Here is a 22718-nt window from a genome sequence, read left to right on the forward strand (position 1 = left end):
AGGTTTTACCCTTTTAACAACTGATTTGCTGCACCTTCATCCGTGATCAAAATAGTGGATTTCGGAGCTCTTTTCATATAAGCAGCAATGGCTTTTGCCTTTGAGCCTCCACCGGCAACAGCTAGGACATGCTGAATAGCAGTCAAGTCTGCGAGCTGCAGGCCAACCGTTTGAATTTTATGAACGATCTCACCGGTTTCATTGAAATAATAACCAAACGCTTCGCCCACTGCATTAGCTGCAATAAGCTTTTCCACATTCTCACTGCTAGTTTTACGGCGTTCCGCCATTGTAATAGCATCTCCAATTCCGTGGAGAACCATGCATGCAGACTTAATCAAATGAAGAACTTCAGTAAAGTTTGGATCCTTAATCATGGACTCATACATTTCCTTGCTCACTTCGTCTGGCGCATACAAGACTCGATGTTTTGAATCTGTGTTTTCCGCCATTTGTGAACATATTGTATTTGCCTGATTTTTGACATCCTCCCCAATACCGCCTCTAGCCGGTACAAACAGCCATTCCTGATCAGGTTTCGTTGGCGTCAGCATTTTTGCCACAGTTGACATGGTTGTTCCACCAGTCACACCGATGATATTCTCTCCATGCAAAGAGGATTTCATCCATTGTGCTGTTGCTCTGCCGAGTTCATTTTTAACCCAAGGAGCTTCGTCCGCGTTTCCGGAAACGATAATAGCTCTTTGGATGCCCAATTTATCGGCCAGCTGCTGTTCCATTTTCACTATACCCGAAATTTCTCTCATTATGCTGCGAAGTTCGACAAGTAATTTTCGACCATCTTCCGTAACGCTCATTCCTAAGCTGGCAACGGTAATCAAGTCCTGTGTTTTCAGGAAATCTACTTCACTGCGAAGTACTCGCTCAGTAAGCCCTAGACTCACTGCCAAGCTCCTTCTGCCCACAGGCTGCATTTGGTTTATGTACTCAAGAATATGGTAGCGTTTCTGCATAACAGCAAGCAAATCTGGCAATAATTTTTTCTGAATATCAATTAGTGAGTACATCTCGCAGCTCCTTACAATCACCTGTTGGTCAATTTTAGTCCCGCATAGACATATTATGTCCCACCGACTGAAAAAAAAATCACGCTTGCTACAATTTGAATTTTAGCAAGAATGATTCTCGAATGCAACTAATATTGTCTTATTTTAAAGCCTATTTTTTTAGAAATAAATTCAGTGGCAATTTTTGTTATAGCAGCTGCAGCTTCTGCCTATTTAACTAGAGCTTCCTCTACTGTAAAACGATCCACTTGGCCATACTGAATCTCTTCTCCATCGACATGGACAACTGGAATCATTAAGCCGTATCGTTCGGTCAGCTCATCACGATCATCAATATCATATTCAATATATTGAAAGTTGAATTCTTCTTTTAATTCCATAATGATTTGTTTCGCTTTATCGCATAGTGGACATTTATTTCGAGTATATAAGGTTAACGTTTTATTCACGGATAGCCTCCTTTCAATCATATCTTTTTCGTTTTGAAGAGGACAGAATTCCCAGCTGCTCACGATATTTAGCTGCTGTCCTTCGTGAAATGACAAAGCCAGACTCTGTTTTCAGCAAATTGGCAATCTCCTGATCTGAAAGTGGTTTTTGTTTATTTTCTGAGGAGATAAGCTTGTGAATCGCCGCTTTTGCCTCTTCAGATGACGCATCAGCATTGCCTGCCGTCTTAATCATACTTACAAAAAAGGTACGCAGTTCAAATGTTCCAAACGGAGTCTGCATATATTTCCCTCTAACCGCCCTGCTCACAGTTGATTCATGGATTTCAAGTTCATCCGCAATTTCCTTCATCGTCATCGGCTTTATAAAAGCCGGCCCCTTTTGAAAAAATTGCGGCTGGCGCTCTGCGATCTTTTTTGTAACTTTTAAAATTGTTTCTTTCCTTTGTTCAATTGAGCGTTTAATCCATTGGTAATCCTGCTGCCGGTTCTGCAGGTAACGTCCCACCTGCTGATCACCTGCACTAAGAAGTTTCTTTGCATATCCTTCATTATAGGAAATACTAGGTATGCTTTCATCATAAAGCTGGACGTGTAGTCCATTTTGTTCTGAATACACGATGACATCAGGTATGATATATGCTGGCTTTTCGGAGGCAAAGCTTGCTCCCGGTTTCGGATTTAACGTTTGCACCAGATCATAGACTGCTTGAATTTCCTTTATATCTGCTTTGATTTCCTTCGCTAATGGTTTCCACTTTTTATCTGCAAACAGCTGAAACTGCTGGCGGATAATTTCTTCAGCCATTTCGTTGACTGGCACAAGACGCTCCAGCTGCAATAATAAACATTCCTGCAAACTGCGCGCACCAATCCCTGCCGGTTCTAAATGCTGCAGGAGGTCGAGCTGTTCTTCAACAGTTTCTGCTTCAGCTCCATAAAGCTGAGCAACCTGCGGCAAATCGATATTATATAAGTAACCGTTTTCATCAAGGCTATATATAAAATGAAGAATGATTTTTTTCTCCGGTTCTGTCAGATGGGTCGGAAGCTGCTGAATCAGATAATCATCCAATTGCTGAACACTAACAGCAAGCTGTTCAATCCAATTCTCTTTATCTTGATTTTGTTTAAGCTTTGATTTTTTTATTTGCTGTGCACGGGGATCCATTGTTTTCACAAAGTTTGAGTTTAGTTCCATCAGGGGATTTTCCAAAGCCTTCTCTTCCAGGAAGGCAGTGAGCTCCTGGGAATTAAACTGCAATAGCTCAATAGACTGCTTTAGCTCTTGAGTCATCGCTAACTTCAAGGTTTGCTGCTGCCATAAACCTACTTTTAAATCCATACTGCTTCCCCCTTCACTCCTATTTTACCGTAAGATGAATGATTATTGTATGGAGAAATTCTGTTAGCAGAAAAGCACTTAAAAACGGTTTAACTCTAAGTCTGCAATAGTTGCCTTTATTTCTATTTTGTTACAAATCAAAATTTTTAAATGATTTATCTTTCATTTTATGGTATTATTCCATTGGGCAAATTTTACGAAAGTAAAAGACGCAAAGCCACGGGCCTAAAGTATGTGCTTGTACACATGCCATGGCAGCCGGGTTGCATATAAGTCGATCATTCCTTTTTAATTTGCCTAATACAACTTTAAGAAGGGTGAACAATGATTTTTCCAACAGTACTCAGCAAAGACAAAGAAACTAGACACGTCGTCAAGGACCAGCACACATGCTTATGCGGACACAAGTACAATGTCTTTACGACTTTCACCAAGAACGATTTCAAGAAGATTCAGTTCAGAAAGAATGAAGTTATCACCTGTCGAGCATGCCGATCCATCATTGAATGATGGACCGGCATTTTTGATTTCTGCCACTTTCTTTCGGCTCAATTCCAGCAAACTCGTAGACACGCTAAAAGATTGTTGCATTGTTGATCATATTATCCTATAATTAGTATTCGTAACGCTTAAGGAATTGGAGCGTTTACAGCACTTGATACTCTGCCCTCGTGGTGCAACGGATAGCACGTAAGATTCCGGTTCTTGAGATGGGGGTTCGATTCCCTCCGAGGGTGTAAAACACATGATTAACAAAGGTTTTTCGGTGGTTTTGGCAATTGTCTGTCCGACTTTTGTCCAACTACTTCGAAAAACCTTTGTTTTTTGTTCTTTTTTTAGTATTTAACACTCTCATAGAACCGAATGGTTAGGTAATCTATCTAATCATTCGGTTTTTTTATGATTATAAGATATATTTTATTAACATGAGTGAAATGGAGCGGAGGACACTCGACTCCTGTGGGCAATAGAGGAAAAGGTGAGACCCCGGAGGAGCTTGCTCCGAGGAGGCTCAGCTTCCTCCCCACGGAAAGCGAGGGTCCGCAGCGCAAAGGAACGGACTTGTTTAAATACCCAAATCAAGAAATTGAATATTCGTGTTTTAGAAAGATTAATTACGTTTTTTTTGTCTCAGCCTCTTTAAAGACCGCATACTTAATCTACGGTTACTTTATTCCTTACTCCCAAAATATACCCACGTTCAACAGCCACATATAATAAAGCAATTTTTTATTTTCCCACAAGGTGTTAAAAATATGCAGGTTGGGTAAAATATAAAGTGGAATGTTCACAAAAAGTATTTAGAAATAGGTCAATCAAAATCTGTCGAACGATTTCGCTTCCCTGAAGGTGCGATTCTTTTGACCTTTATTGACCATTAGTGTATGATGAAACTACATAAAAATGGTGTATGTCTTACAGAATGAAGTCTGCACTATCCCTTAATTTTAAAGGAGGAATTAGAATGAATTTAATCCCTACAGTTATCGAACAAACAAACCGCGGGGAACGTGCTTATGATATTTACTCCCGCCTTTTAAAAGACCGTATTATTATGCTTGGCAGTGCAATCGATGATAATGTTGCCAACTCAATTGTAGCTCAATTGCTATTCTTAGAGGCTGAAAATCCTGAGAAAGATATTACATTATACATCAACTCTCCAGGCGGAAGCATCACGGCTGGTATGGCGATTTACGATACAATGCAATACATCAAGCCAAGCGTTTCTACAATCTGCACAGGTATGGCTGCTTCAATGGGTGCCTTCCTTCTTGCTGCCGGTGAAAAAGGAAAACGCTTTGCACTTCCAAACAGTGAAGTAATGATTCACCAGCCACTTGGCGGTGCTCAAGGGCAGGCAACTGAAATTGAAATTGCTGCAAAACGGATTCTTTTCCTTCGCGAAAAATTAAATACGATTCTTGCAGAGCGCACTGGTCAGCCGCTTGAAGTGATTGCAAAGGATACAGATCGCGATAACTTTATGACAGCTGAAAGAGCATTAGAGTACGGCTTGATCGACAAAATCATTTCCCGCAATCCAAACGAAGCAAAATAATGTTTCAGAGTGAGGCACTAACATGTGCCTCACTTTTTTTGTTCCTCAAATTAGATTCATAAATAGGCAGCTGAGTGAATCTACTCCTCTGCTGCTAGTTATATTTTTGGAATACAAAATGCAAAAAGGACACATTCCAAAGAATGTGCCCTTTCTTTCTATTGTTCTTGTTGAATGTATTTAGCCAATTGCTCTAGCGCTTCTTGTTCATCACTGCCGCTTGCCATTAATGTGATTGTGGCACCCGTGCTGACAGCCAGGCTCATTAAGCCCATTATACTTTTCGCATTTACCTTTTTTCCATCTCGTTCTAAGAAAATATCAGATGAAAAACGATTTGCTTCCTGAACGAATAATGCCGCTGGCCGTGCCTGTAAGCCTGTTTTTAATTTTACCTCAACCTGTTTCTCCACCATAAAAATCAATCCTCCTATTGCTCGCTACTGGGGGATTGTAATATCACCCGCTTTTAGCTTTTCTGCAATTTCATCAATTTTACGAAGTCGGTGATTAATGCCTGATTTGCTGATATTTCCGCCAGACACCATTTCCCCAAGCTCTTTTAAAGTTACATCCTGATAAGCTACACGCAGTTCTGCAATTTCCCGTAATTTATCTGGAAGGATTTGCAGCCCTACCGTTTGTTCAATATATTTTATGTTTTCGACTTGGCGCAGTGCTGCACCAATCGTTTTGTTCAAGTTCGCAGTTTCACAATTTACAAGACGGTTAACCGAGTTTCGCATATCACGGACAATCCTGATATCCTCAAACCGCAGCAAAGCAGCATGAGCGCCAATAATATTTAAGAATTCGGTTATTTTTTCTGCTTCTTTTAAATACGTAATAAAGCCTTTTTTTCGTTCCAGTGTTTTGCTATTTAAGCCAAATGTGTTCATAAGCTCGCATAATGCATCATTGTGTTCCTTATATAAAGAGGCAATTTCAAGGTGATACGACGATGTTTCCGGATTGTTGACAGAACCGCCGGCAAGAAAAGCTCCGCGAAGGTAAGAACGCTTACAGCATTTCTTTTTTACAAGCTCCTGGGCGATATCATGTGTAAAAACAAAGCCTTCACTTAAGATCTTTAAATCATCCAGGATTGTACTTGCCCCTTCAGCAAGACGGACAATATAGACATTGTTTTTCTTTAATCTCATTTTTTTACGAACAAGTAGCTCTACCTGAACACTATAATTCTTTTTAATTAGCGTATAGATTCTTCTGGCAATCGCTGCATTTTCCGTCTGTATGTCAACAACCAATTTACGATTGGAAAAGGATAAGGAGCCATTCATCCGGATTAAGGCAGAGAGTTCTGATATACTGCAGCAGTCCTTTGTTTCAATATTGGTAAGTTCTTTTTTTGTTTCTGAAGCGAAAGACATTCCTTCACCCCCTACCTGGCACAATGTTTTAGATTCAAACATTGGCACTGTATATACTACGCTTCAAAACGCTTTTTGGTTTCAGCTAAAAGCAAATGATAAAGAATATCTGCCACTTCCTGTGTATCATGGCGGATGATTCCGCCTTCATAGCTGACGATCTCACCTGGTATTACCTCAAGTCCCAACTCATGAAGCCGATCTACATCGTAAAAAACAGGCTTCGCCATTTCTTCAATATATTTTTCCTGCACGTGTGCCGGTATATTCTCCTTGTTAACGAGAATGGTATTCATAAATGCTGCATTCATATGATCATATATGGCTTTAACATGATCACTTGCTGTGTAATTATGAGTTTCACCAGCCTGAGTCATTAAGTTGCATATATAAACTTTTTTTGCTCGTGAACGGCGCACCTCATTGCCAAGCTTCGGCACAAGCAGATTAGGCAGGATGCTTGTATATAAACTGCCTGGACCAATAATAATCATATCCGCCTGTCTTATAGCATGGACCGATTCAGGCAAAGGGTGGATTTGCTCAGGCTCAAGAAAAACCCTCTTAATCTTTTTCCCAGAGTACGGAATTTTGGACTCACCTGACACAATCGTGCCGTCCTCCATCTCTGCTTTCAAAATCACACTCTGATTAGCCGCAGGAAGCACTTTGCCTCGTACATTCAATACTTTGCTCATCTCTTGAATGGCATGAACAAAATTTCCTGTAATCGATGTCATGGCAGCCAATATTAAATTCCCTAATGAATGACCTGCAAGTTCATTGCTTGTTGAAAATCGGTGCTGAAACATTTCCTCAATCAGCGGTTCAACATCAGAAAGCGCCGCTAACACATTGCGAATATCACCAGGAGGCGGAATATTTAAATCATCTCTCAGCCTGCCTGAACTGCCGCCATCATCAGCTACGGTTACAATGGCTGTAATATCAACAGGATACTTTTTCAATCCTCTTAAGAGAACTGGCAGTCCTGTGCCGCCGCCAATGATGACAATCCTCGGCTGTCTGTTCATTTTGTCTTTTCCTTTCTCCTCTCAATGTCACGATGCGTAATTTTCGTATGATAGTCTTCTTGAAAGAAGTGGCCCAAATATTCAGCAAGCGCAACAGAACGGTGCTGGCCGCCAGTACAGCCAATGGCAATGACAAGCTGTGATTTTCCTTCTCTTTTATAATGAGGAAGCATAAAATTCAGCAATTCAGTCACTTTTTCAAGAAATTTCGTTGTTTCAGTCCATTTCAGCACATAGCTTGAAACCTCTTCATCTAACCCTGTTTTAGGACGCATATGGTCGATATAGTGCGGGTTAGGCAAAAAGCGAACATCAAACACAAGATCCGCATCGATTGGAAGGCCATATTTAAAGCCAAAAGACATGACATTGACAGTAAAAATGGTTTTTTTATTCACTGAAAATTCCATTAGTATTTTTTCACGAAGTTCCCTTGGCTTCATAGAAGAGGTTTTATAAATAAGCTGTGCTCTTCCCTTCAGTTCTTCAAGCAGCTCCCGCTCAAGCTTAATGCCTTCAAGAGGCAGCCCTGATGGCGCCAATGGGTGAGACCTTCTTGTTTCCTTATACCTGCTTACGAGCGTCGAATCATCAGCGTCTAAAAAAAGAATCTTAGGTGTGACCCATGATTTTTCAGCCAGCTCGTCTAACGCTTTAAAAAGGTGATCAAAAAACTCACGGCCGCGAAGGTCCATTACCAGCGCAACCTTATTCATCTTATTCCCGGATTCCTTCATCAGTTCAAGAAATTTTGGCAGAAGAGTTGGGGGCAAGTTATCAACACAGAAAAACCCGAGATCTTCAAAGCTTTGAATTGCTACTGTTTTTCCTGCTCCAGACATACCTGTAATAATAACCATTTGTGTTTCATTTATTGAACCCGTACTCATCATTATTTCCCCCCGAAACTGCTTCGATTTTTATAGAACATTAACTAGGATCGAGCCTATAACTGATCAGTTCAAAATCTGGTGTATACGTAAACGTGCCGTAAATCATACCATTTCCATGAATCATGTAGTCCAAAATGTGATAATCACCAGCTGCCATCGGCAAATTTTTTATCTCCTCAAGCTTATGCCATGAAAGTTTTCCTTCCTCAGACTCATCCACATTAAGTCCATCAGATTCCTGCGCCATAAAGGTGAACATCATCCATTCAGACAGCACCTTATCGCCATCCTTCATAATAAAAGTGAAAATGCCTTTTATATTCGGATTGCGCAAGTAAATACCTGTTTCCTCCCGAAATTCTCTAATGCAAGAATCTCTAACCGATTCTCCCGGCTCCATTTTTCCGCCAGGCGCAACCCACCAGCCGCGTCTCGGTTTTTGAAGAAGCAACACTTTATTCTCTTTTAACAATACACAATTGGTGACTCTTTGCACTACTTTCACCTGACCTTTATGACCGGGCCGCATTACCCGAAGCCCACGTTATGCCGTTTTTATATTCCTTATATTATACTATGTTTGCAGGACAGCGACAACGATTGACTGCCGCTGCCACAGCTTTTATCCAATTTCAGCTAATCGGTCTTGTCCTAAAACAGACAGCTCTAGACAAAGGTTTCTTTTTATTTGTATTTTATACCAAATCATTTGAACGCAAAAAAAAGGAGCCCAGCTCTCACTGTGCTCAACAAGATTTATATCTTAAAAAGGGGGTCAATTTCTATTCTTATATTACCCGAAATTTGTTTCACTAACGTTACAGCACAGTTAAAACATAATGACTTTTTGTAAAGTCTATACTAAGCAAAATTCTACAGACTATTTTGCTTCTGCTTTAAAACTCTCCTGCAGTTCTTCAACATAATGCTGAACACTTTGAGCAGCGATGCTTCCATCACCTGTCGCAGTTACGATTTGACGCAATGTTTTCTCACGAATATCTCCTGCTGCAAAAATGCCAGGCACTTTTGTTTCCATGCGCTCGTTTGTTTCAATATAGCCATTTTCATTTGTAATGCCAAGGCTTTCAAATGGCTTTGATAAAGGCACCATACCGATATAAACGAAAACACCGTCTGCTTTAAATTCTTGTTCTTCGCCATCCACAGTGGAAACAAGTGTTGCGCTGCCCACTTTGCCGTCTTTTTCATTGATCTCTTTTACCGTATGATTCCAGATGAAATCGATCTTGTCATTGTCAAATGCACGCTGCTGCAAGATAGCTTGTGCACGAAGCTCATCACGGCGGTGAACAATTGTCACTTTGCTTGCGAAACGAGTTAAATAAACTCCCTCTTCAACAGCAGAGTCTCCTCCTCCGACAACGACTAGCTCTTTGTTTTTAAAGAATGCCCCGTCACATACTGCGCAATAAGAAACGCCGCGTCCGCCAAGCTCTTTTTCTCCAGGAATGCCAAGTTTTTTATACTCTGCTCCAGTTGTAATAATTACAGCACGAGCTTTGTATTGCTTTGAACCTGCAATGACTGTTTTATATTCGCGTCCATCAATAATTTCTTTAATATCGCCATATGCGTATTCCGCGCCAAATTTCTTCGCATGATCAAACATCTTCGTAGAAAGCTCAGGTCCAAGAATATGTTCAAATCCAGGATAGTTTTCTACTTCTTCTGTGTTTGCCATTTGCCCGCCAGGAACGCCGCGCTCTAACATTAAAGTCGTCAGGTTTGCACGAGATGTATAAACAGCTGCCGTCATTCCCGCAGGGCCAGCTCCAGCTATAATGACATCATAAATTTTTTCTTCCGCCACAATACTTCCTCCTTATATAAAATGTGCAGGAGATTACCCAGCCGCAGTTTATGCTGCGCTTCTTATTTCCATACCCATTTATTATCTTCTCCATCTAACATAATCCTATAAAAAATCGGTTTGCACGTTTCTTAATCAGCCCAAATGGCTGATATCAAGCATTTTCGGCAGTAAATTTCACTGCTGATTATTTTTCTTAATCATATAAAAAAGAGCAGATTTCGTCCAAAAATCTGCTCATTAAAGGAAATTATTTACCAATTTGATGTATTTTCCTAAAGTAGAAACGGAAATGCCATACTGTCCAGCCAATTGTACCTGTGAAACCTTTTCACTGCGCATCTTTTTCCAAACATACTCAAGTGCAGCTGCCCAGGCTAGCTTATTTTTAATAAGTACACTGTTTTTTTCCATTTCAATAAATACAGTAAACCACAGCAAATAAAGACCTGCTTCCGTTGTGCCAATCGGATGATGATTTTCATATAAAAGCTGGGCAATTTCATGTGCGCCAACCGCTGTGCTCTTCGCTGAACCTGTTGTAATATAGGATACATACTCATGTTCAAGCGCAGATAATTTATGGTTTTTCTTAATTCCTTCCGATAAAAGCAGTTCATCCCGCTTACTCGAAACCGAAATCAAGAATAGAGCAAACATTCTTTCCTCTTTATAATCACTCTTCAGCTTTTTTAGAATAGAAGAAGGATGATCTTCAAAACCATTTTGCTCCTGTTTCTCTTCGTTCCACGGCTCGAAGCCCTCTTTATCAGGATTCATTTCGACTGCTTTTTTCCAAGTAGAGCGGGCAATATCCTCTCTCCCGGTAAAATAAGCCGCATACGACAGCCAATAATAAAATGGCCCATCACCGTCAAAACCTGATTTCTGCAGTTTCCGAAGCCATTGAAACGCCGCTTCATACTCTCCAGTCAACGCAAACGTTGCTCCAAGCTTAAACTGATGCTCAGCAGACATCGGCTTAATTTTCTTTAATGTTTCTTTTAACAGCTTGATCTCTGTAAAACTGCGCTGATAAAAGGCAAAAACAAGCCTGTTGCATAACGCATGCAAATTCCCTGGATTCTCTTCCAGCACTTTATTTAAAATTTCGGAAGCCTTCTGCACTTCCCCTAAATAAAAATACGCAAGCGCCAAATTATTGTAAGCCGACCAATATTCCGGATAATCTTCAATAACAGACGTTAAGATTTCTACCGCCTTAGGAAAATGGCCTGATTCCAGCAATTCCCTAGCCTGCTCCTGCTTAATAATCAGATCATCCTGCTCATAGAGATCCTCATCATTCTCCTCAGCCTCCAGTGTTAATAAATCAAGCAAATCCTCTGTATCATCAGAAAACTCCCCATCATCATTTAACTCCAGATAAAGATTCGCATGCTGATACGCATCCTTAAAAAAGCCCATATGAGCATAATTGTTAGCTAAAAAATAATGACACTCACTCATGTCCTCATCCAGCTCTTCCAGAATCATATGAAGCAGACGATTCGACTGCTGATGCTCACCCATCTCTGAATAAACAATCGCAAGCTGACACACAATCATCGGCTCACCCGGCTCCAGCTGCATGGCACGCTGTAAATACTTTGTTGCTTTATAAAAATCCCTGCGATGATAAGCCTTTACTCCTTTTGAAAAGTAATACTCACCCGAAGGATTAAACGACAATAACTTTCCCATCTGATGTCTCGCTTTAGAGTCTTTACTCATGAAATCCTCCATCATACATATTAACTGTAGTAGTATATCATATGTACAAGCATTAGGAGAAGGGCTTGTGGGGATGTAATTTGGTTTGGGGGATCAGAAAAGAATAATAACTGATTCAATTCAGTGTAAACTATAGTACACACGACTTCTCCCATTACCAGGATGAGGAAGATTCATCTTTTTCAGAAGTCTACTTGCTGTCTGCTCAGAATCCATGAGAGTAAAGTCACGAAATTTTTGATTTGTCAGTGGTGAATCGAATAATAGGAAATAATTCTCCACTGTTTTGACATGCGCGTTTATATCTATCTTGCAGCAATTCGTGCATTTCCATGTTCCATGCTTGCGCTGCATTGGCGTGTGACCACAATCAGAACAGCGTACGCCCTTCTGTACATCCTCTTGGGTGAACTGATTGGCCTTTAAAACATCATATGTTTCCCGACAATGAAGTTTTGACAGCATTTTTGCCATTTTCTTCACTGCTTTCTGTTCATGAATGACCATGTGATACTTCTTATTTAGGCGTTCAATCTCTTCAATTAGATATTGTGCATGAATTATTTTGGAGATCGCATATTTGGAATTGGTTTTCAGAATGGTAGAGGGCTTGCTGATTATTACGAGGTACTCAATGGGAAGGTGGATTGCTTTAGTTTGAAATACTTTATCTAAATCTTGCTTTTGATACTTCGCCTGCTGTACTGGATTTTGATAGCCTTTCACTTCTCCTTCCGGTGTTGTTTGAATCAGCTGATTACAATTAACATCGATAAAAAGTTCACCTGTCAGATTTTTCACTTCAATAATTAAGGCATACTTATCTGTTAATAACAGCGTGTCAATCTGAAAGTAATCGGAGTTCATTTTCAATCTTAAACTGTGGAGAATGCAGTAATCATTTTCGGGTAATTTCCTCAAATAATAATCAATCGCCTTTTCTCCATAATAACCAGCTAGCCTCGATTTTAACTCCCCTTCTAATATTGCTCTTTTTTCAGGAGGCAGGGTTACTCTGTCTAATAAGGCTTGAATTTTAAGAATCCGAATGGGTATTTCCCGTTCTTTTATAATCAAATCATCACTTCCTTTAAGGTTATATTTGCTTATTGGTTTGAAGTATCCTTCCTTTGGGATAAATCCTCACAGAAAGTTCAAAAATGAGTTAGTTTTAGAAGGTTTTTTAATTGATGATCGTTTTTTGGAATTCCTGATTAAATGCGTGTGATTTCTTGTTAAGATGCTTTTTCCAGGTCTGGAATTGGTTTTCATGGACCAGATTTCTGCTTTTTTGCTTGAAAGCAGGGACAATTCGAGCTTTTTGCTCCTTTCTTTAGTCTGTTTCTTTCTTGGGATGGGGGATATCTATCAAATTTTCTGCGGTTCCTATCAAAATATCTCTCTTTCCTATCAAAAGTGCATGGTTTCCTATCAAACTTTTGAAGTTTCCTATCAAAATTTCCGCTTTTTTAGTTCTGATTTCTGCTTTTTCACCTGGTATCTGCATAATTTCGGACTTTTTTGCCCCTTTATTTAGTCCGTTTTTCTTCAGGTGGGGATATCTATCAAATTTTCTGCGGTTCTATCAAAATATCTTTTATCAAAAGTGCATGATTTCCTATCAAACTTTTGAAGTTTCCTATCAAATCGAATTTACAGACGCAAAATTACCTTTTTAGTTCTGATTTCTGCTTTTTTTTCTGCATAATTTCGAACTTTTGCCCCTTTATTTAGTCCGTTTTTCTTCAGGTGGGGATATCTATCAAATTTTCTGCGGTTCCTATCAAAATATCTCTTTCCTATCAAAAGTGCATGATTTCCTATCAAACTTTTGAAGTTTCCTATCAAAATTTCCGCTTTTCCTATCAAATCGAATTTACAGACGCAAAATTACCTTTTTCTAGTTCTGATTTCTGCTTTTCACCTGGTATCTGCATAATTTCGGACTTTTTGCCCCTTTATTTAGTCCGTTTTTCTCTTCAGGTGGGGGATTCCTATCAAATTTTCTGCGGTTCCTATCAAAATATTTCTTTTTCCTATCAAAAGTGCATGGTTTCCTATCAAATTTCTTAAGTTTCCTATCAAAATTTCCGCTTTTCCTATCAAATCGAATTTCCAGACGCAAAACTACCTATTCTAGTTTAAAATCCCGCTCTTTCCGATCAAACCGCAGCTCCCCTCAACAATAAAAAAACCGCCCACTCTACTCAGCGGCCGGTTTCTCATGTCTTTTCTCCAATACATTCAATACGTCTCCAAATGGAAGGTCTTGTTCACGCAGTAGGACAAGCAGGTGATACAGCAGATCTGCTGATTCCCATTTTAGTTCTTCTTTGTCACGGTTTTTAGCAGCGATAATGACTTCGGAGGCTTCTTCGCCCACTTTTTTCAAAATCTTATCAACGCCTTTTTCAAACAAATATGTGGTATAAGCGCCTTCTGGGCGTTCAGCTTCGCGATCACGGATCACCTTTTCAAGTTTTCCTAAAATGCTGTAATCTGCGGGGGCATCTCCCAAAGCCTCTCCCTTATAAACACTCTCCTCAAAGCAGCTTTCTGTGCCTTTATGACAAGCCGGTCCAGCTGGCTGAACGAGGACAACTAAGGCATCTTGATCACAATCGAGTTTCATTTCTACGATTTTTTGCGTATTCCCGCTTGTTGCGCCTTTGTGCCAAAGCTCTTGTCTGGAACGGCTAAAGAACCAGGTTTCTCCAGTTTTAAGCGATTTCTCATAGGATTCTTCATTCATATATGCGAGGGTCAGCACTTCTTTTGTCTCGGCATGCTGAACGATTGCCGGGATGAGTCCATTGCCATCAAATTCAATATTCATCGGATACACACTCCTCTTTGTTTCACACTTTCCTTCACTTCTGCTACAGAGGTTTCTTTATAGTGAAAAATAGAAGCTGCCAGAGCGGCATCTGCCTTGCCGTCCAGGAATGCTTCCGCAAAATGGTCAGCGTTTCCTGCACCGCCTGAAGCGATAACCGGCACGGTAACAGCCTCACTGACTGCTTTAGTTAAAGCAATGTTAAAGCCCTTCTTTTCACCGTCTGCATCCATGCTTGTCAGCAGCAGTTCGCCGGCACCTCTTTCGACCGCTTCTTTTGCCCATGAGATGACATCCCGCTCTGTCGCTTTGCGGCCGCCGTGTGTGTACACCCGCCAAGTGCCAATCTCTTCATCATACTTGGCATCAATGGCAACGACGATGCATTGTGAACCGTAAAAGTTGGCTCCTTCTGTAATCAGCTCTGGACGCAGAACAGCTGCTGTATTTAATGAAACCTTGTCAGCTCCTGCTCGTAAAATGCGCTTCATATCTTCAAGCGAGTTGATGCCGCCCCCGACGGTAAACGGAATGGCAAGCTCAGAAGCAACAGCTTTTACTACCTCCACCATTGTTTTACGCCCTTCATGTGAAGCTGAAATATCTAAAAAGACAAGCTCATCGGCTCCCTGTTCATCGTAAAAACAAGCGAGTTCAACTGGATCGCCAGCATCGCGGAGCTCCACAAATTGAATTCCCTTTACGACTCTTCCTTCCTTTACATCAAGACAGGGAATGATTCTTTTTGTCAGCATAACGCCACCGCCTCTTTCACTGAGAACCGCCCTTCATATATCGCTTTCCCAACGATAGCACCCGCGACTCCCTGATCTGCATGCTTCTTTAAAGCAGCAAGATCTGCAAGACTGCTGACTCCGCCTGAAGCAATTACATTTTTGCCGGTTTCCGCTGCCAGTTCAACAACAGCTTCCACATTTGGTCCAGACAGCATGCCGTCAGTAGCAATATCAGTAAATATAAATGTTTCCGCTCCGGCTTCAGCGAAGGTTTTTCCAAGCTCAACTGCTCTTACTTCTGAAGTTTGCAGCCAGCCATGTGTAGCTACATAGCCATTTTTCGCATCAAGTCCGACAGCAATCTTTTCTCCATATTTACGGATCATTTCAACCGCAAACTCAGGGTTGCTGACAGCAATGCTCCCGATAATGACGCGGGAAATTCCGCGATCCAGGTAATGAACGATGTCTTCCTCTGTACGGATTCCACCGCCAATTTGCACTTTTGCGTGCAGATTCTGTGCCGCTTCTACAACAAAACGATCATTGATTCTTTTGCCGTCTTTTGCTCCATCAAGATCGACCATGTGAATCCACTCTGCCCCAGCATCAGCAAATGCTTTCGCCATGTCAAAGGGTGAATCACCGTATACCGTTTCCTGATCGTAGTCTCCTTGCAGCAGGCGCACACATTTGCCGGCACGCATATCAATTGCGGGATAGATTGTAAAACTCATCTGCAGTACTTCCCTTCTCTGTCAGCTTTGTAAAATTACGCAATAACTGCATGCCCATCACACTGCTTTTCTCCGGATGGAACTGCATGCCGAATACATTTTCCTTGCCCACTACTGCGGCAACATTTACATCGTAGTTTGCTTCAGCAAGCACAACATCCGACTGATCAGCATCCACATAAAAGGAATGCACAAAATAAACATAGTCTTCATCTACACCTTGCAAAAGCGGAGAATCTTGATCAAAACGAAGCTTATTCCAGCCCATGTGAGGCACTTTATAAGATTCTCCTTTGCGATCTACACCTGAGAAACGGATGACTTTTCCCGGCAGCAGTGAAAGACCATTCGTTAATCCGTTCTCCTCGCTGCTCTCAAACAGCAGCTGCATGCCAAGGCATATGCCCAGAAACGGCTTACCTGTTTGTACATACTCGTGAATCATTTTCGTTAATCCGTTTTCGTTCAGGAGATCCATCGCATCTTTAAATGCACCGACACCAGGTAAAATGAGGCCATCAGCCTGCCTTAATCTCTCATGATCGTCTGAAATAAAAGCTTCAACACCTAACCGTTCCAGCGCTTTTTCAACGCTGAACAAATTGCCCATGCCATAATCAATGATGCCGATCATTTACAACATTCCTTTCGTGGATGGAACTCCTTTTATACGAGGATCAATGGTCGTTGCCTCATCAAGAGCACGTGCCAGTGCTTTAAAAATAGCTTCTATAATATGATGCGTGTTTTGTCCGTAATGTACGATCACATGCAAATTCATTCTTGCCTCTAATGCAAGCTTCCAGAGAAATTCATGAACCAGTTCGGTATCAAATGTGCCAACCTTCTGGCTCGGAAATTCTGCTCGCATTTCTAAGTGTGGGCGGTTGCTCAAGTCAACCACTACCTGCGCTAACGCTTCGTCCATTGGCACAAAAGCATTTCCATAGCGCTTAATTCCTTTTTTATCACCTAAAGCTTCCTTCAGTACATGACCAAGGCAGATTCCAATGTCCTCTGTCGTATGGTGATCGTCTACTTCGGTATCGCCATCAGCATTAACAGTCAAGTCAAATTGGCCGTGTTTGGCAAAAAGGTCCAGCATGTGGGTTAAAAAAGGCACGCCTGTTTGTAAATCACTTTTGCCTTCTCCATCTATATTTAATGACAATTGAATTTTGGTTTCGTTTGTATTTCTAGTGATTTCTGCTGTACGAGTCATGTTATTTTCCTCCTATTTAAACCGCGATTCAACGGCACGAGCATGTGCTTCAAGGCCTTCCATTCTGGCAAAAGCAGCAATATCTTCCGCATTCTTCCGCAATGCTTTTTCACTGTAGTAGATAATACTCGATTTTTTCACAAAGTCATCGACACTTAATGGACTAGAGAATCGCGCTGTTCCATTTGTCGGCAGTACATGATTGGGTCCGGCAAAATAATCACCCACAGGCTCTGAGCTGTATCGTCCCATAAAAATGGCACCAGCATGGCGAATGCTCCCCAATAGTGTCATCGGCTCTGCCGTCAGCAGTTCCAGATGCTCAGGAGCAAGCTGATTCACCAAATCTACTGCTTCATCCATTGAATCTGTAACATAAATGGCACCGTAGTTTTCAATCGATGATGCGGCGATTTCTTTGCGCGGCAGGGTTTTGAGCTGCTTTTCTACTTCCAGCTTTACGTTTTCCGCTAACATCATGCTGTCTGTAACGAGAATGGCACAGGCGCGTTCATCGTGCTCAGCCTGTGATAAAAGATCTGCAGCCACCTCATTGGGAAGGGCTGTTTCATCTGCAAGAACAACAATTTCACTCGGTCCGGCAATCATATCAATATCCACATCTCCGTACACTTCCCGCTTGGCAAGAGCGACATATATATTGCCTGGTCCTGTGATTTTATCAACACTAGGAATGGTCTCTGTTCCGTACGCAAGTGCTCCAATGGCCTGTGCTCCGCCAACTTTGTATATTTCCGTGACACCTGCTTCATTGGCTGCGACTAAAACAGCAGGAGGCAGCTTGCCTGTCGTGCGATCAGGAGGAGAAGTGATCACGATTTTACTGACACCGGCAACCTGGGCAGGAATCACATTCATCAGCACTGATGACGGGTAGGCTGCTGTTCCGCCTGGCACGTATAAGCCAGCTGAATCGAGCGGTGTTACCTTTTGTCCAAGTGTCGTTCCATCGGCATCTGTTGTGATCCAAGATTGAGTTCGCTGCTTCTCGTGGAAAGCACGAATATTAGCTGCAGCCCGCTGGATGATCTCCTTTTGCTCTTCCTCCAGAAGAGTGTAGGCCTCTTCAATCTCTTCAGCTGTTGCCATAATAGAGGACAGCGTTATGCCATCAAATTTTTCTGTATACTTTAGGACAGCTGCATCGCCATTTTTCCGTACATCAGCTATGATGCTCTGAACGGCAGCACGCTGCTCGTCCGTTCCGCCATCAACAGAACGCTGAATAGAAAGGTTTGGCGTTGCTTTTAATAGTTTCATCATGCGAGCTCTCCTTTTTGCTTAATAACCTCGCTTAGCTTTTCAACGATTTCTGTAATGCGCTCGTCCTTCACCCGATAGCTTACGCGGTTGACAATTAATCTCGATGTAATATGTTCTATCACTTCATACTCAACTAGACCATTCTCAACTAACGTTCTGCCTGTGGAAACGATATCCACAATTCTGTCTGCAAGACCAATCAATGGTGCAAGTTCAATCGAGCCGTTCAGCTTAATGATTTCAACCTGCTCTCCCTGCTGACGGAAATAAGCTGCCGCTACATGCGGATATTTTGTTGCCACCTTTGGCGCCACTTCGTTCATTTTGGTATTCGGAAGACCGGCTACAGCCAGGTAGCAGGCGCTTATTTTCAAATCCAGCAGCTCATATACATCACGCTCTTCTTCGAGCATAACATCTTTACCTGCAATCCCAAGGTCAGCTACTCCATGCTCCACATATGTCGCCACATCCATTGGCTTTGCTAAAATAAAGCGGAATTGAGCCTCAGGAACATCAATAATGAGTTTCCTGGAATCATCAAACTCTGGCGGCAAAGGGAAGCCTGCTTTTCTGAGGAGCTCTGCCGCTTCTGTGAAGATTCTCCCTTTTGGCATCGCAATCGTCAGCAGATTATTCATTGCATTGACTCCTTTCCGCTCTTTCCTAATAAATACACTATATCTTCATATTGCTTTGTGTTGGCATCCAGATCGTGAACACCGCTTATATCCTGCAGCACAACCTTTTTCCCGGATGCTCTTTGTTCACCTGCAAGCTGAAAGGCTTCTTTTCTTCTTTCTGCACTAAAAAAGATGGCGTAAAGTGGTTCAGCCGCTTCTGTTTCTTCTAACGCTTCGAGCAGCCGATCGAAACGAATCGCAAACCCTGTTGCACCCGTATTTTTGCCGAACTTACCCAGCAGTCCATCGTATCGGCCGCCATTGCCAATCGGGAAGCCAACCTTTTCGGCGTAGGCTTCATAGACAATCCCTGTATAATAGCTCATATGACTGACTTGCGTTAAATCGAACTTCACGATATCCTCATAGCCATAATCGGCTATGATATCCCAAAGCTGTCGCAATTCCTCGACTTCTTCTGTTCCCTGCCCATTTTCGAGGATGTCAAAAGCTGCAGTAATGGTTTCATCCTGCCCTTTTAGATGAAGAAAACGAAGCAGGCGCTGCTTATCGATGGAAGATAGAGATAGATTTTCCACATGCATCTTAAAGCCCACATAGTTTTTCTCATATAGGAACCTGGTCAGTGCCTCTACTCTTTCCTCTGTACCTACTATTTGCTGAAACAGCTTACGGACAAATCCGATATGCCCAACAGATAATTGGAATTCCTGCAATCCCGCTGCTTTAAGAGCAGAAATCATAAGGGCGATTCCTTCTCCATCCGCACTAATGGTAGAGTCTCCTATACACTCAACCCCGATTTGTTCAAATTCAGCCGGTCTGCCGCCCTCTCTTTGCTGTGCGCGGTAAACATTTTCCGAGTATGCCAGCCGAATCGGGATATTTCTTTTTAACAGTTTTGAAGCTGCTACTCTCGCAATAGGAGCGGTCATATCCGGACGCAGCACCAAGGTGCGCCCCTGCTGATCAAGAAGTTTAAACAGCTGCTGCTCCATAATCGCCGATGCAGCTCCTACGGTTTCATCATATTCCAGTGCTGGTGTAGCAATAAATTGATAGCCCCAGCTTCTCATTTCATTTTCAACTGATGCACGGACATTTCGTTTTATTTCATAAAGCTCAGGCAAGGTATCTCTCATGCCTAATGGCTTTTCAAACATATATAATGGACTCATTCTGTTCGTCACCTCTGTCAAATCCTTTAGTTCGCTACCATGCTAATAAAGTGAAGTTATTAGTTAGTTTACATCTGAAAGAGTGAAGCGTCAATGAAAAACTCTTTGTTTTCGGAAAAATAAGACTAGGAGTGTGAGGATTTATTAGAATATGCAAAAGAACCCTCTCCCAAAAGGAAGAGGGTTTCAATCAAGATTCATTTCCATAAATCTCATCGTTTGCCCAGCGTTCTGCCAGCTGTTCTTTTGTGTAAATAATCCGCATCGGATTGCCGCCGACAAAAACGCCATCTGGCACATCCTTATGAACAAGCGTACCGGCTGAGACGATAGCGCCATCCCCAATTTTCACTCCAGGAAGAATGGTTGTGTTGGCGCCAATCATCACTTCATCACCAATGACGACTTCTCCCAATCTGTACTCTTTGATTAAATACTCATGTGCAAGAATGGTTGTATTATAGCCAATTACGGTGTTTCGGCCGACGCTTATTTTTTCCGGAAACATCACATCAAGCATGACCATTAACGCAAATGAGGTCTGGTCGCCAACCTTCATTCTTAAAAATGTACGGTAAAGCCAGTTTTTCAAACCTAATATCGGTGTATATCGAGCAAGCTGAATGACGACAAAGTTTTTCACAACCTTGAGAAATGGCACGGTTTTGTATACATGCCAAAGTGAATTGCCTCCTGTTACAGGATACCTTGTCGTTCTTCTCATTTGTTTTCTGCCTCTAAAACATCCAGTAAGTCCGCCATATTTTCTAACATATAGTCAGGTTGATAAGTCATGAGATGATCTTTGCCTTTCACAGACCAGGCAACGGCAGCTGTTTTTGTGCCTGCATTTTTGCCGCCTAAAATATCATGATGATTATCTCCCACCATGATTGCCTCTTCCGGCTTTGAATTCAGCTGATCTAATGCCTTCAGCAGCGGCTCTGGATCTGGTTTGGCATTTTCAACATGATCCAAAGCTACCACGACATCAAAAAATTGATCCAGATTGGTTAAAACAAGTCCTTTTTTTACAACATCTAAGATCTTCGTTGTTACGATCGCCAGCTTATAGCCTGACTCATTCAAGGTCCTAATTGTTTCAAAAACACCTTCAAATTCTGTCACTAGGAGATCATGATTGGCAATGTTATAGCTTCTATAGACAGCGATCATTTCGTCTGTTTTTTCGGGATTCAGTTTATGAAACGTTTCATGCAAAGTCGGCCCTAAGAATGGCAGAACATCTTCACGGCTATATTTTCCCGGAAAATATTGTTCCAATGTATGCAAAAAGGTAGAAATAATCAGTTCATTTGTATTAATGAGTGTTCCATCTAAATCAAATAGAATGGTATTTATCTTAGTGTTCATAAGTTGCTTCCTTTCTTTTTGACAAGTCCGCCCTTCTCCAAAAATACGCTACAGCGAGTGTAAGCACAATGGCGACCCCAAGCCGGATAAGCAAGAGCGGCAGCACAGGGATTCCAAGCGGAATAAAAATCAATGTATCCTCAACAACTGCGTGGCACGCAACTAGGAATATAAACGCAAGGGTGACATCCTTTTTGCTGACGCCATCCTCTTTTACAGCTTGAATCATTACACCTGCACCGAATGCCAGACCAAACAGCAGACCTGCTGCAAGAGTTGTCGATGTATTCTCTTTCATCCCTAACATTCTTGTCACAGGTGCCATCCATTTTGAAAAGACAGCAAGCCACTTTAAATCTTTTAAAATCTGAATGGCAATCATTAACGGAATAACGATTAACGCCAGCTGAAAAATCCCTAAAGCAGCCTTTTGCAGACCGTCCAGTAAAATGGCGCCCCAGCCGGTTAATTCGGTCTCATTTTGGGGAATAAACCCATAACGGGCCATTTCCGAGCCGCCCTTCCAAACAAGATTGATAATCAGTGCTGAGAAAAACGCGAGACCAATCCGGACAGCAAGAATGACCCACAGCTTAACACCAACCTTTAATGCTACTCCTGATTCAATCAGAAGATTATGTGAAAAGGACAGCATCACGGCAATAATAAATACTTCTTTTACCGTGAGATCCAATGTTAAGATCGCACCGATTCCAGCATATAAATTCAGCAAATTTCCTAATACGATCGGAATGGCTGCATCACCTGATAATCCGATGATATTCATCAGCGGGGTGATCAAGGAAATCACCCATGGAAGCACCGGGGTGTATTGCAGCAGTGAAACAATTAATGTGACTGGAAAGATGACCTTTCCTAATGTCCATGTTGTCTTTAAACCAACAAGAAAACCTTTTTGTACAGATTGCAGCATAC

The 22718-nt window shown here is 41.7% G+C and carries 24 protein-coding genes, 1 tRNA gene and 1 riboswitch; of the genes, 2 read left to right on the forward strand and 23 right to left on the reverse strand.

Annotation, left to right across the window (positions count from 1 at the left end; translation table 11 throughout):
* Positions 1-5: 5 nt before the first annotated feature.
* The 4 genes from J1899_RS19515 to J1899_RS19530 form a co-directional block, all read right to left on the reverse strand.
* Positions 6-1028: a sugar-binding transcriptional regulator gene (locus J1899_RS19515; protein WP_214476091.1), complete on the reverse strand. Its 1023-nt coding sequence runs from the start codon at positions 1026-1028 to the stop codon at positions 6-8.
* Between the two features lie 209 nt (positions 1029-1237).
* Positions 1238-1477, reverse strand: coding sequence for a glutaredoxin family protein (locus J1899_RS19520; protein WP_066442632.1), 240 nt, complete (start codon positions 1475-1477; stop codon positions 1238-1240).
* A gap of 13 nt (positions 1478-1490) precedes the next feature.
* The gene (gene rpoN / locus J1899_RS19525; protein WP_214476092.1) at positions 1491-2822 is read right to left on the reverse strand and encodes an RNA polymerase factor sigma-54; all 1332 of its coding nucleotides are present in this window, start codon (positions 2820-2822) and stop codon (positions 1491-1493) included.
* A 176-nt stretch (positions 2823-2998) separates the two neighbouring features.
* Positions 2999-3093, forward strand: a riboswitch (cyclic di-GMP riboswitch).
* A 122-nt stretch (positions 3094-3215) separates the two neighbouring features.
* On the reverse strand, positions 3216-3413 hold the full coding sequence (locus J1899_RS19530) for a hypothetical protein (protein ID WP_214476094.1): 198 nt from the start codon (positions 3411-3413) through the stop codon (positions 3216-3218).
* A 74-nt stretch (positions 3414-3487) separates the two neighbouring features.
* On the opposite strand from J1899_RS19530, the gene J1899_RS19535 reads away from it, so the two are divergent.
* Together J1899_RS19535 and clpP are read left to right on the forward strand one after the other, a co-directional pair.
* Positions 3488-3559: transfer RNA gene (locus J1899_RS19535), tRNA-Arg, on the forward strand.
* Between the two features lie 728 nt (positions 3560-4287).
* Positions 4288-4884: an ATP-dependent Clp endopeptidase proteolytic subunit ClpP gene (gene clpP / locus J1899_RS19540; RefSeq protein ID WP_066442629.1), complete on the forward strand. Its 597-nt coding sequence runs from the start codon at positions 4288-4290 to the stop codon at positions 4882-4884.
* A 158-nt stretch (positions 4885-5042) separates the two neighbouring features.
* On the opposite strand, the gene J1899_RS19545 is transcribed toward clpP, so the two are convergent.
* From J1899_RS19545 to J1899_RS19635, 19 genes are all read right to left on the reverse strand, one after another.
* The gene (locus J1899_RS19545; protein ID WP_066442628.1) at positions 5043-5300 is read right to left on the reverse strand and encodes an HPr family phosphocarrier protein; all 258 of its coding nucleotides are present in this window, start codon (positions 5298-5300) and stop codon (positions 5043-5045) included.
* 24 nt (positions 5301-5324) lie between these two features.
* A complete protein-coding gene (gene whiA, locus J1899_RS19550; RefSeq protein ID WP_214476095.1) occupies positions 5325-6275 on the reverse strand; it encodes a DNA-binding protein WhiA in 951 nt (316 codons plus the stop codon).
* A 56-nt stretch (positions 6276-6331) separates the two neighbouring features.
* The gene (locus J1899_RS19555; RefSeq protein ID WP_214476097.1) at positions 6332-7309 is read right to left on the reverse strand and encodes a gluconeogenesis factor YvcK family protein; all 978 of its coding nucleotides are present in this window, start codon (positions 7307-7309) and stop codon (positions 6332-6334) included.
* On the reverse strand, positions 7306-8199 hold the full coding sequence (gene rapZ / locus J1899_RS19560) for an RNase adapter RapZ (RefSeq protein ID WP_214478923.1): 894 nt from the start codon (positions 8197-8199) through the stop codon (positions 7306-7308). The genes J1899_RS19555 and rapZ overlap by 4 nt, the downstream gene beginning before the upstream one ends.
* Positions 8200-8239: 40 nt before the next feature.
* Positions 8240-8698 carry an NUDIX hydrolase gene (locus tag J1899_RS19565; RefSeq protein WP_214476099.1) on the reverse strand — a complete coding sequence of 153 codons (459 nt, stop codon included), beginning with the start codon at positions 8696-8698 and terminating at the stop codon, positions 8240-8242.
* 384 nt (positions 8699-9082) lie between these two features.
* A complete protein-coding gene (gene trxB, locus J1899_RS19570) occupies positions 9083-10039 on the reverse strand; it encodes a thioredoxin-disulfide reductase (RefSeq protein WP_281420741.1) in 957 nt (318 codons plus the stop codon).
* 237 nt (positions 10040-10276) lie between these two features.
* Positions 10277-11770, reverse strand: a complete 1494-nt coding sequence (locus J1899_RS19575; protein WP_214476104.1) for a tetratricopeptide repeat protein — start codon at positions 11768-11770, stop codon at positions 10277-10279.
* Positions 11771-11890: 120 nt separating this feature from the next.
* Positions 11891-12847, reverse strand: coding sequence for a nuclease-related domain-containing protein (locus J1899_RS19580; RefSeq protein WP_214476106.1), 957 nt, complete (start codon positions 12845-12847; stop codon positions 11891-11893).
* A 1126-nt stretch (positions 12848-13973) separates the two neighbouring features.
* On the reverse strand, positions 13974-14606 hold the full coding sequence (gene hisIE / locus J1899_RS19585; RefSeq protein ID WP_214476108.1) for a bifunctional phosphoribosyl-AMP cyclohydrolase/phosphoribosyl-ATP diphosphatase HisIE: 633 nt from the start codon (positions 14604-14606) through the stop codon (positions 13974-13976).
* The gene (gene hisF, locus J1899_RS19590) at positions 14603-15361 is read right to left on the reverse strand and encodes an imidazole glycerol phosphate synthase subunit HisF (RefSeq protein WP_214476110.1); all 759 of its coding nucleotides are present in this window, start codon (positions 15359-15361) and stop codon (positions 14603-14605) included. The genes hisIE and hisF overlap by 4 nt, the downstream gene beginning before the upstream one ends.
* A complete protein-coding gene (gene hisA / locus J1899_RS19595; RefSeq protein WP_066442616.1) occupies positions 15355-16080 on the reverse strand; it encodes a 1-(5-phosphoribosyl)-5-[(5-phosphoribosylamino)methylideneamino]imidazole-4-carboxamide isomerase in 726 nt (241 codons plus the stop codon). Before hisA ends, hisF begins: the two co-directional genes overlap by 7 nt.
* Entirely contained in the window at positions 16052-16714 is a 663-nt protein-coding gene (gene hisH / locus J1899_RS19600; protein WP_066442615.1) for an imidazole glycerol phosphate synthase subunit HisH, read from the reverse strand. Before hisH ends, hisA begins: the two co-directional genes overlap by 29 nt.
* Positions 16715-17302 (reverse strand): imidazoleglycerol-phosphate dehydratase HisB, encoded by a 588-nt coding sequence (hisB, locus tag J1899_RS19605; protein ID WP_066442614.1) that lies wholly within the window; start codon positions 17300-17302, stop codon positions 16715-16717.
* Between the two features lie 12 nt (positions 17303-17314).
* Complete coding sequence (gene hisD, locus J1899_RS19610; protein ID WP_214478924.1) at positions 17315-18583, reverse strand: histidinol dehydrogenase; 1269 nt, start codon at positions 18581-18583, stop codon at positions 17315-17317.
* Entirely contained in the window at positions 18583-19227 is a 645-nt protein-coding gene (gene hisG, locus J1899_RS19615) for an ATP phosphoribosyltransferase (protein ID WP_066442613.1), read from the reverse strand. Before hisG ends, hisD begins: the two co-directional genes overlap by 1 nt.
* Positions 19224-20408, reverse strand: coding sequence for an ATP phosphoribosyltransferase regulatory subunit (locus J1899_RS19620; protein ID WP_214476112.1), 1185 nt, complete (start codon positions 20406-20408; stop codon positions 19224-19226). The genes hisG and J1899_RS19620 overlap by 4 nt, the downstream gene beginning before the upstream one ends.
* 190 nt (positions 20409-20598) lie before the next feature.
* The gene (locus J1899_RS19625) at positions 20599-21132 is read right to left on the reverse strand and encodes an acyltransferase (RefSeq protein ID WP_214476114.1); all 534 of its coding nucleotides are present in this window, start codon (positions 21130-21132) and stop codon (positions 20599-20601) included.
* The gene (gene ppaX / locus J1899_RS19630; RefSeq protein WP_214476116.1) at positions 21129-21782 is read right to left on the reverse strand and encodes a pyrophosphatase PpaX; all 654 of its coding nucleotides are present in this window, start codon (positions 21780-21782) and stop codon (positions 21129-21131) included. The genes J1899_RS19625 and ppaX overlap by 4 nt, the downstream gene beginning before the upstream one ends.
* Positions 21772-22716, reverse strand: a complete 945-nt coding sequence (locus J1899_RS19635) for a nucleoside recognition domain-containing protein (RefSeq protein ID WP_214476118.1) — start codon at positions 22714-22716, stop codon at positions 21772-21774. The genes ppaX and J1899_RS19635 overlap by 11 nt, the downstream gene beginning before the upstream one ends.
* Positions 22717-22718: the final 2 nt, after the last annotated feature.

The organism is Cytobacillus gottheilii (assembly GCF_018582665.1).
In the GTDB taxonomy this organism is placed as follows: Bacteria; Bacillota; Bacilli; order Bacillales; family Cytobacillaceae; genus Cytobacillus; species Cytobacillus gottheilii.

Bases quoted from the DNA above. Each gene is read 5' to 3' on its own strand.
- J1899_RS19515 (WP_214476091.1), bottom strand. From the start codon at position 1,028: ATGTACTCACTAATTGATATTCAGAAAAAATTATTGCCAGATTTGCTT.
- rpoN (WP_214476092.1), bottom strand. From the start codon at position 2,822: ATGGATTTAAAAGTAGGTTTATGGCAGCAGCAAACCTTGAAGTTAGCG.
- J1899_RS19530 (WP_214476094.1), bottom strand. From the start codon at position 3,413: ATGCAACAATCTTTTAGCGTGTCTACGAGTTTGCTGGAATTGAGCCGA.
- clpP (WP_066442629.1), top strand. From the start codon at position 4,288: ATGAATTTAATCCCTACAGTTATCGAACAAACAAACCGCGGGGAACGT.
- J1899_RS19545 (WP_066442628.1), bottom strand. From the start codon at position 5,300: ATGGTGGAGAAACAGGTTGAGGTAAAATTAAAAACAGGCTTACAGGCA.
- whiA (WP_214476095.1), bottom strand. From the start codon at position 6,275: ATGTCTTTCGCTTCAGAAACAAAAAAAGAACTTACCAATATTGAAACA.
- J1899_RS19555 (WP_214476097.1), bottom strand. From the start codon at position 7,309: ATGAACAGACAGCCGAGGATTGTCATCATTGGCGGCGGCACAGGACTG.
- rapZ (WP_214478923.1), bottom strand. From the start codon at position 8,199: ATGAGTACGGGTTCAATAAATGAAACACAAATGGTTATTATTACAGGT.
- J1899_RS19575 (WP_214476104.1), bottom strand. From the start codon at position 11,770: ATGAGTAAAGACTCTAAAGCGAGACATCAGATGGGAAAGTTATTGTCG.
- hisIE (WP_214476108.1), bottom strand. From the start codon at position 14,606: ATGAATATTGAATTTGATGGCAATGGACTCATCCCGGCAATCGTTCAG.
- hisF (WP_214476110.1), bottom strand. From the start codon at position 15,361: ATGCTGACAAAAAGAATCATTCCCTGTCTTGATGTAAAGGAAGGAAGA.
- hisA (WP_066442616.1), bottom strand. From the start codon at position 16,080: ATGAGTTTTACAATCTATCCCGCAATTGATATGCGTGCCGGCAAATGT.
- hisH (WP_066442615.1), bottom strand. From the start codon at position 16,714: ATGATCGGCATCATTGATTATGGCATGGGCAATTTGTTCAGCGTTGAA.
- hisB (WP_066442614.1), bottom strand. From the start codon at position 17,302: ATGACTCGTACAGCAGAAATCACTAGAAATACAAACGAAACCAAAATT.
- hisD (WP_214478924.1), bottom strand. From the start codon at position 18,583: ATGAAACTATTAAAAGCAACGCCAAACCTTTCTATTCAGCGTTCTGTT.
- hisG (WP_066442613.1), bottom strand. From the start codon at position 19,227: ATGAATAATCTGCTGACGATTGCGATGCCAAAAGGGAGAATCTTCACA.
- J1899_RS19620 (WP_214476112.1), bottom strand. From the start codon at position 20,408: ATGAGTCCATTATATATGTTTGAAAAGCCATTAGGCATGAGAGATACC.
- J1899_RS19625 (WP_214476114.1), bottom strand. From the start codon at position 21,132: ATGAGAAGAACGACAAGGTATCCTGTAACAGGAGGCAATTCACTTTGG.
- ppaX (WP_214476116.1), bottom strand. From the start codon at position 21,782: ATGAACACTAAGATAAATACCATTCTATTTGATTTAGATGGAACACTC.
- J1899_RS19635 (WP_214476118.1), bottom strand. From the start codon at position 22,716: ATGCTGCAATCTGTACAAAAAGGTTTTCTTGTTGGTTTAAAGACAACA.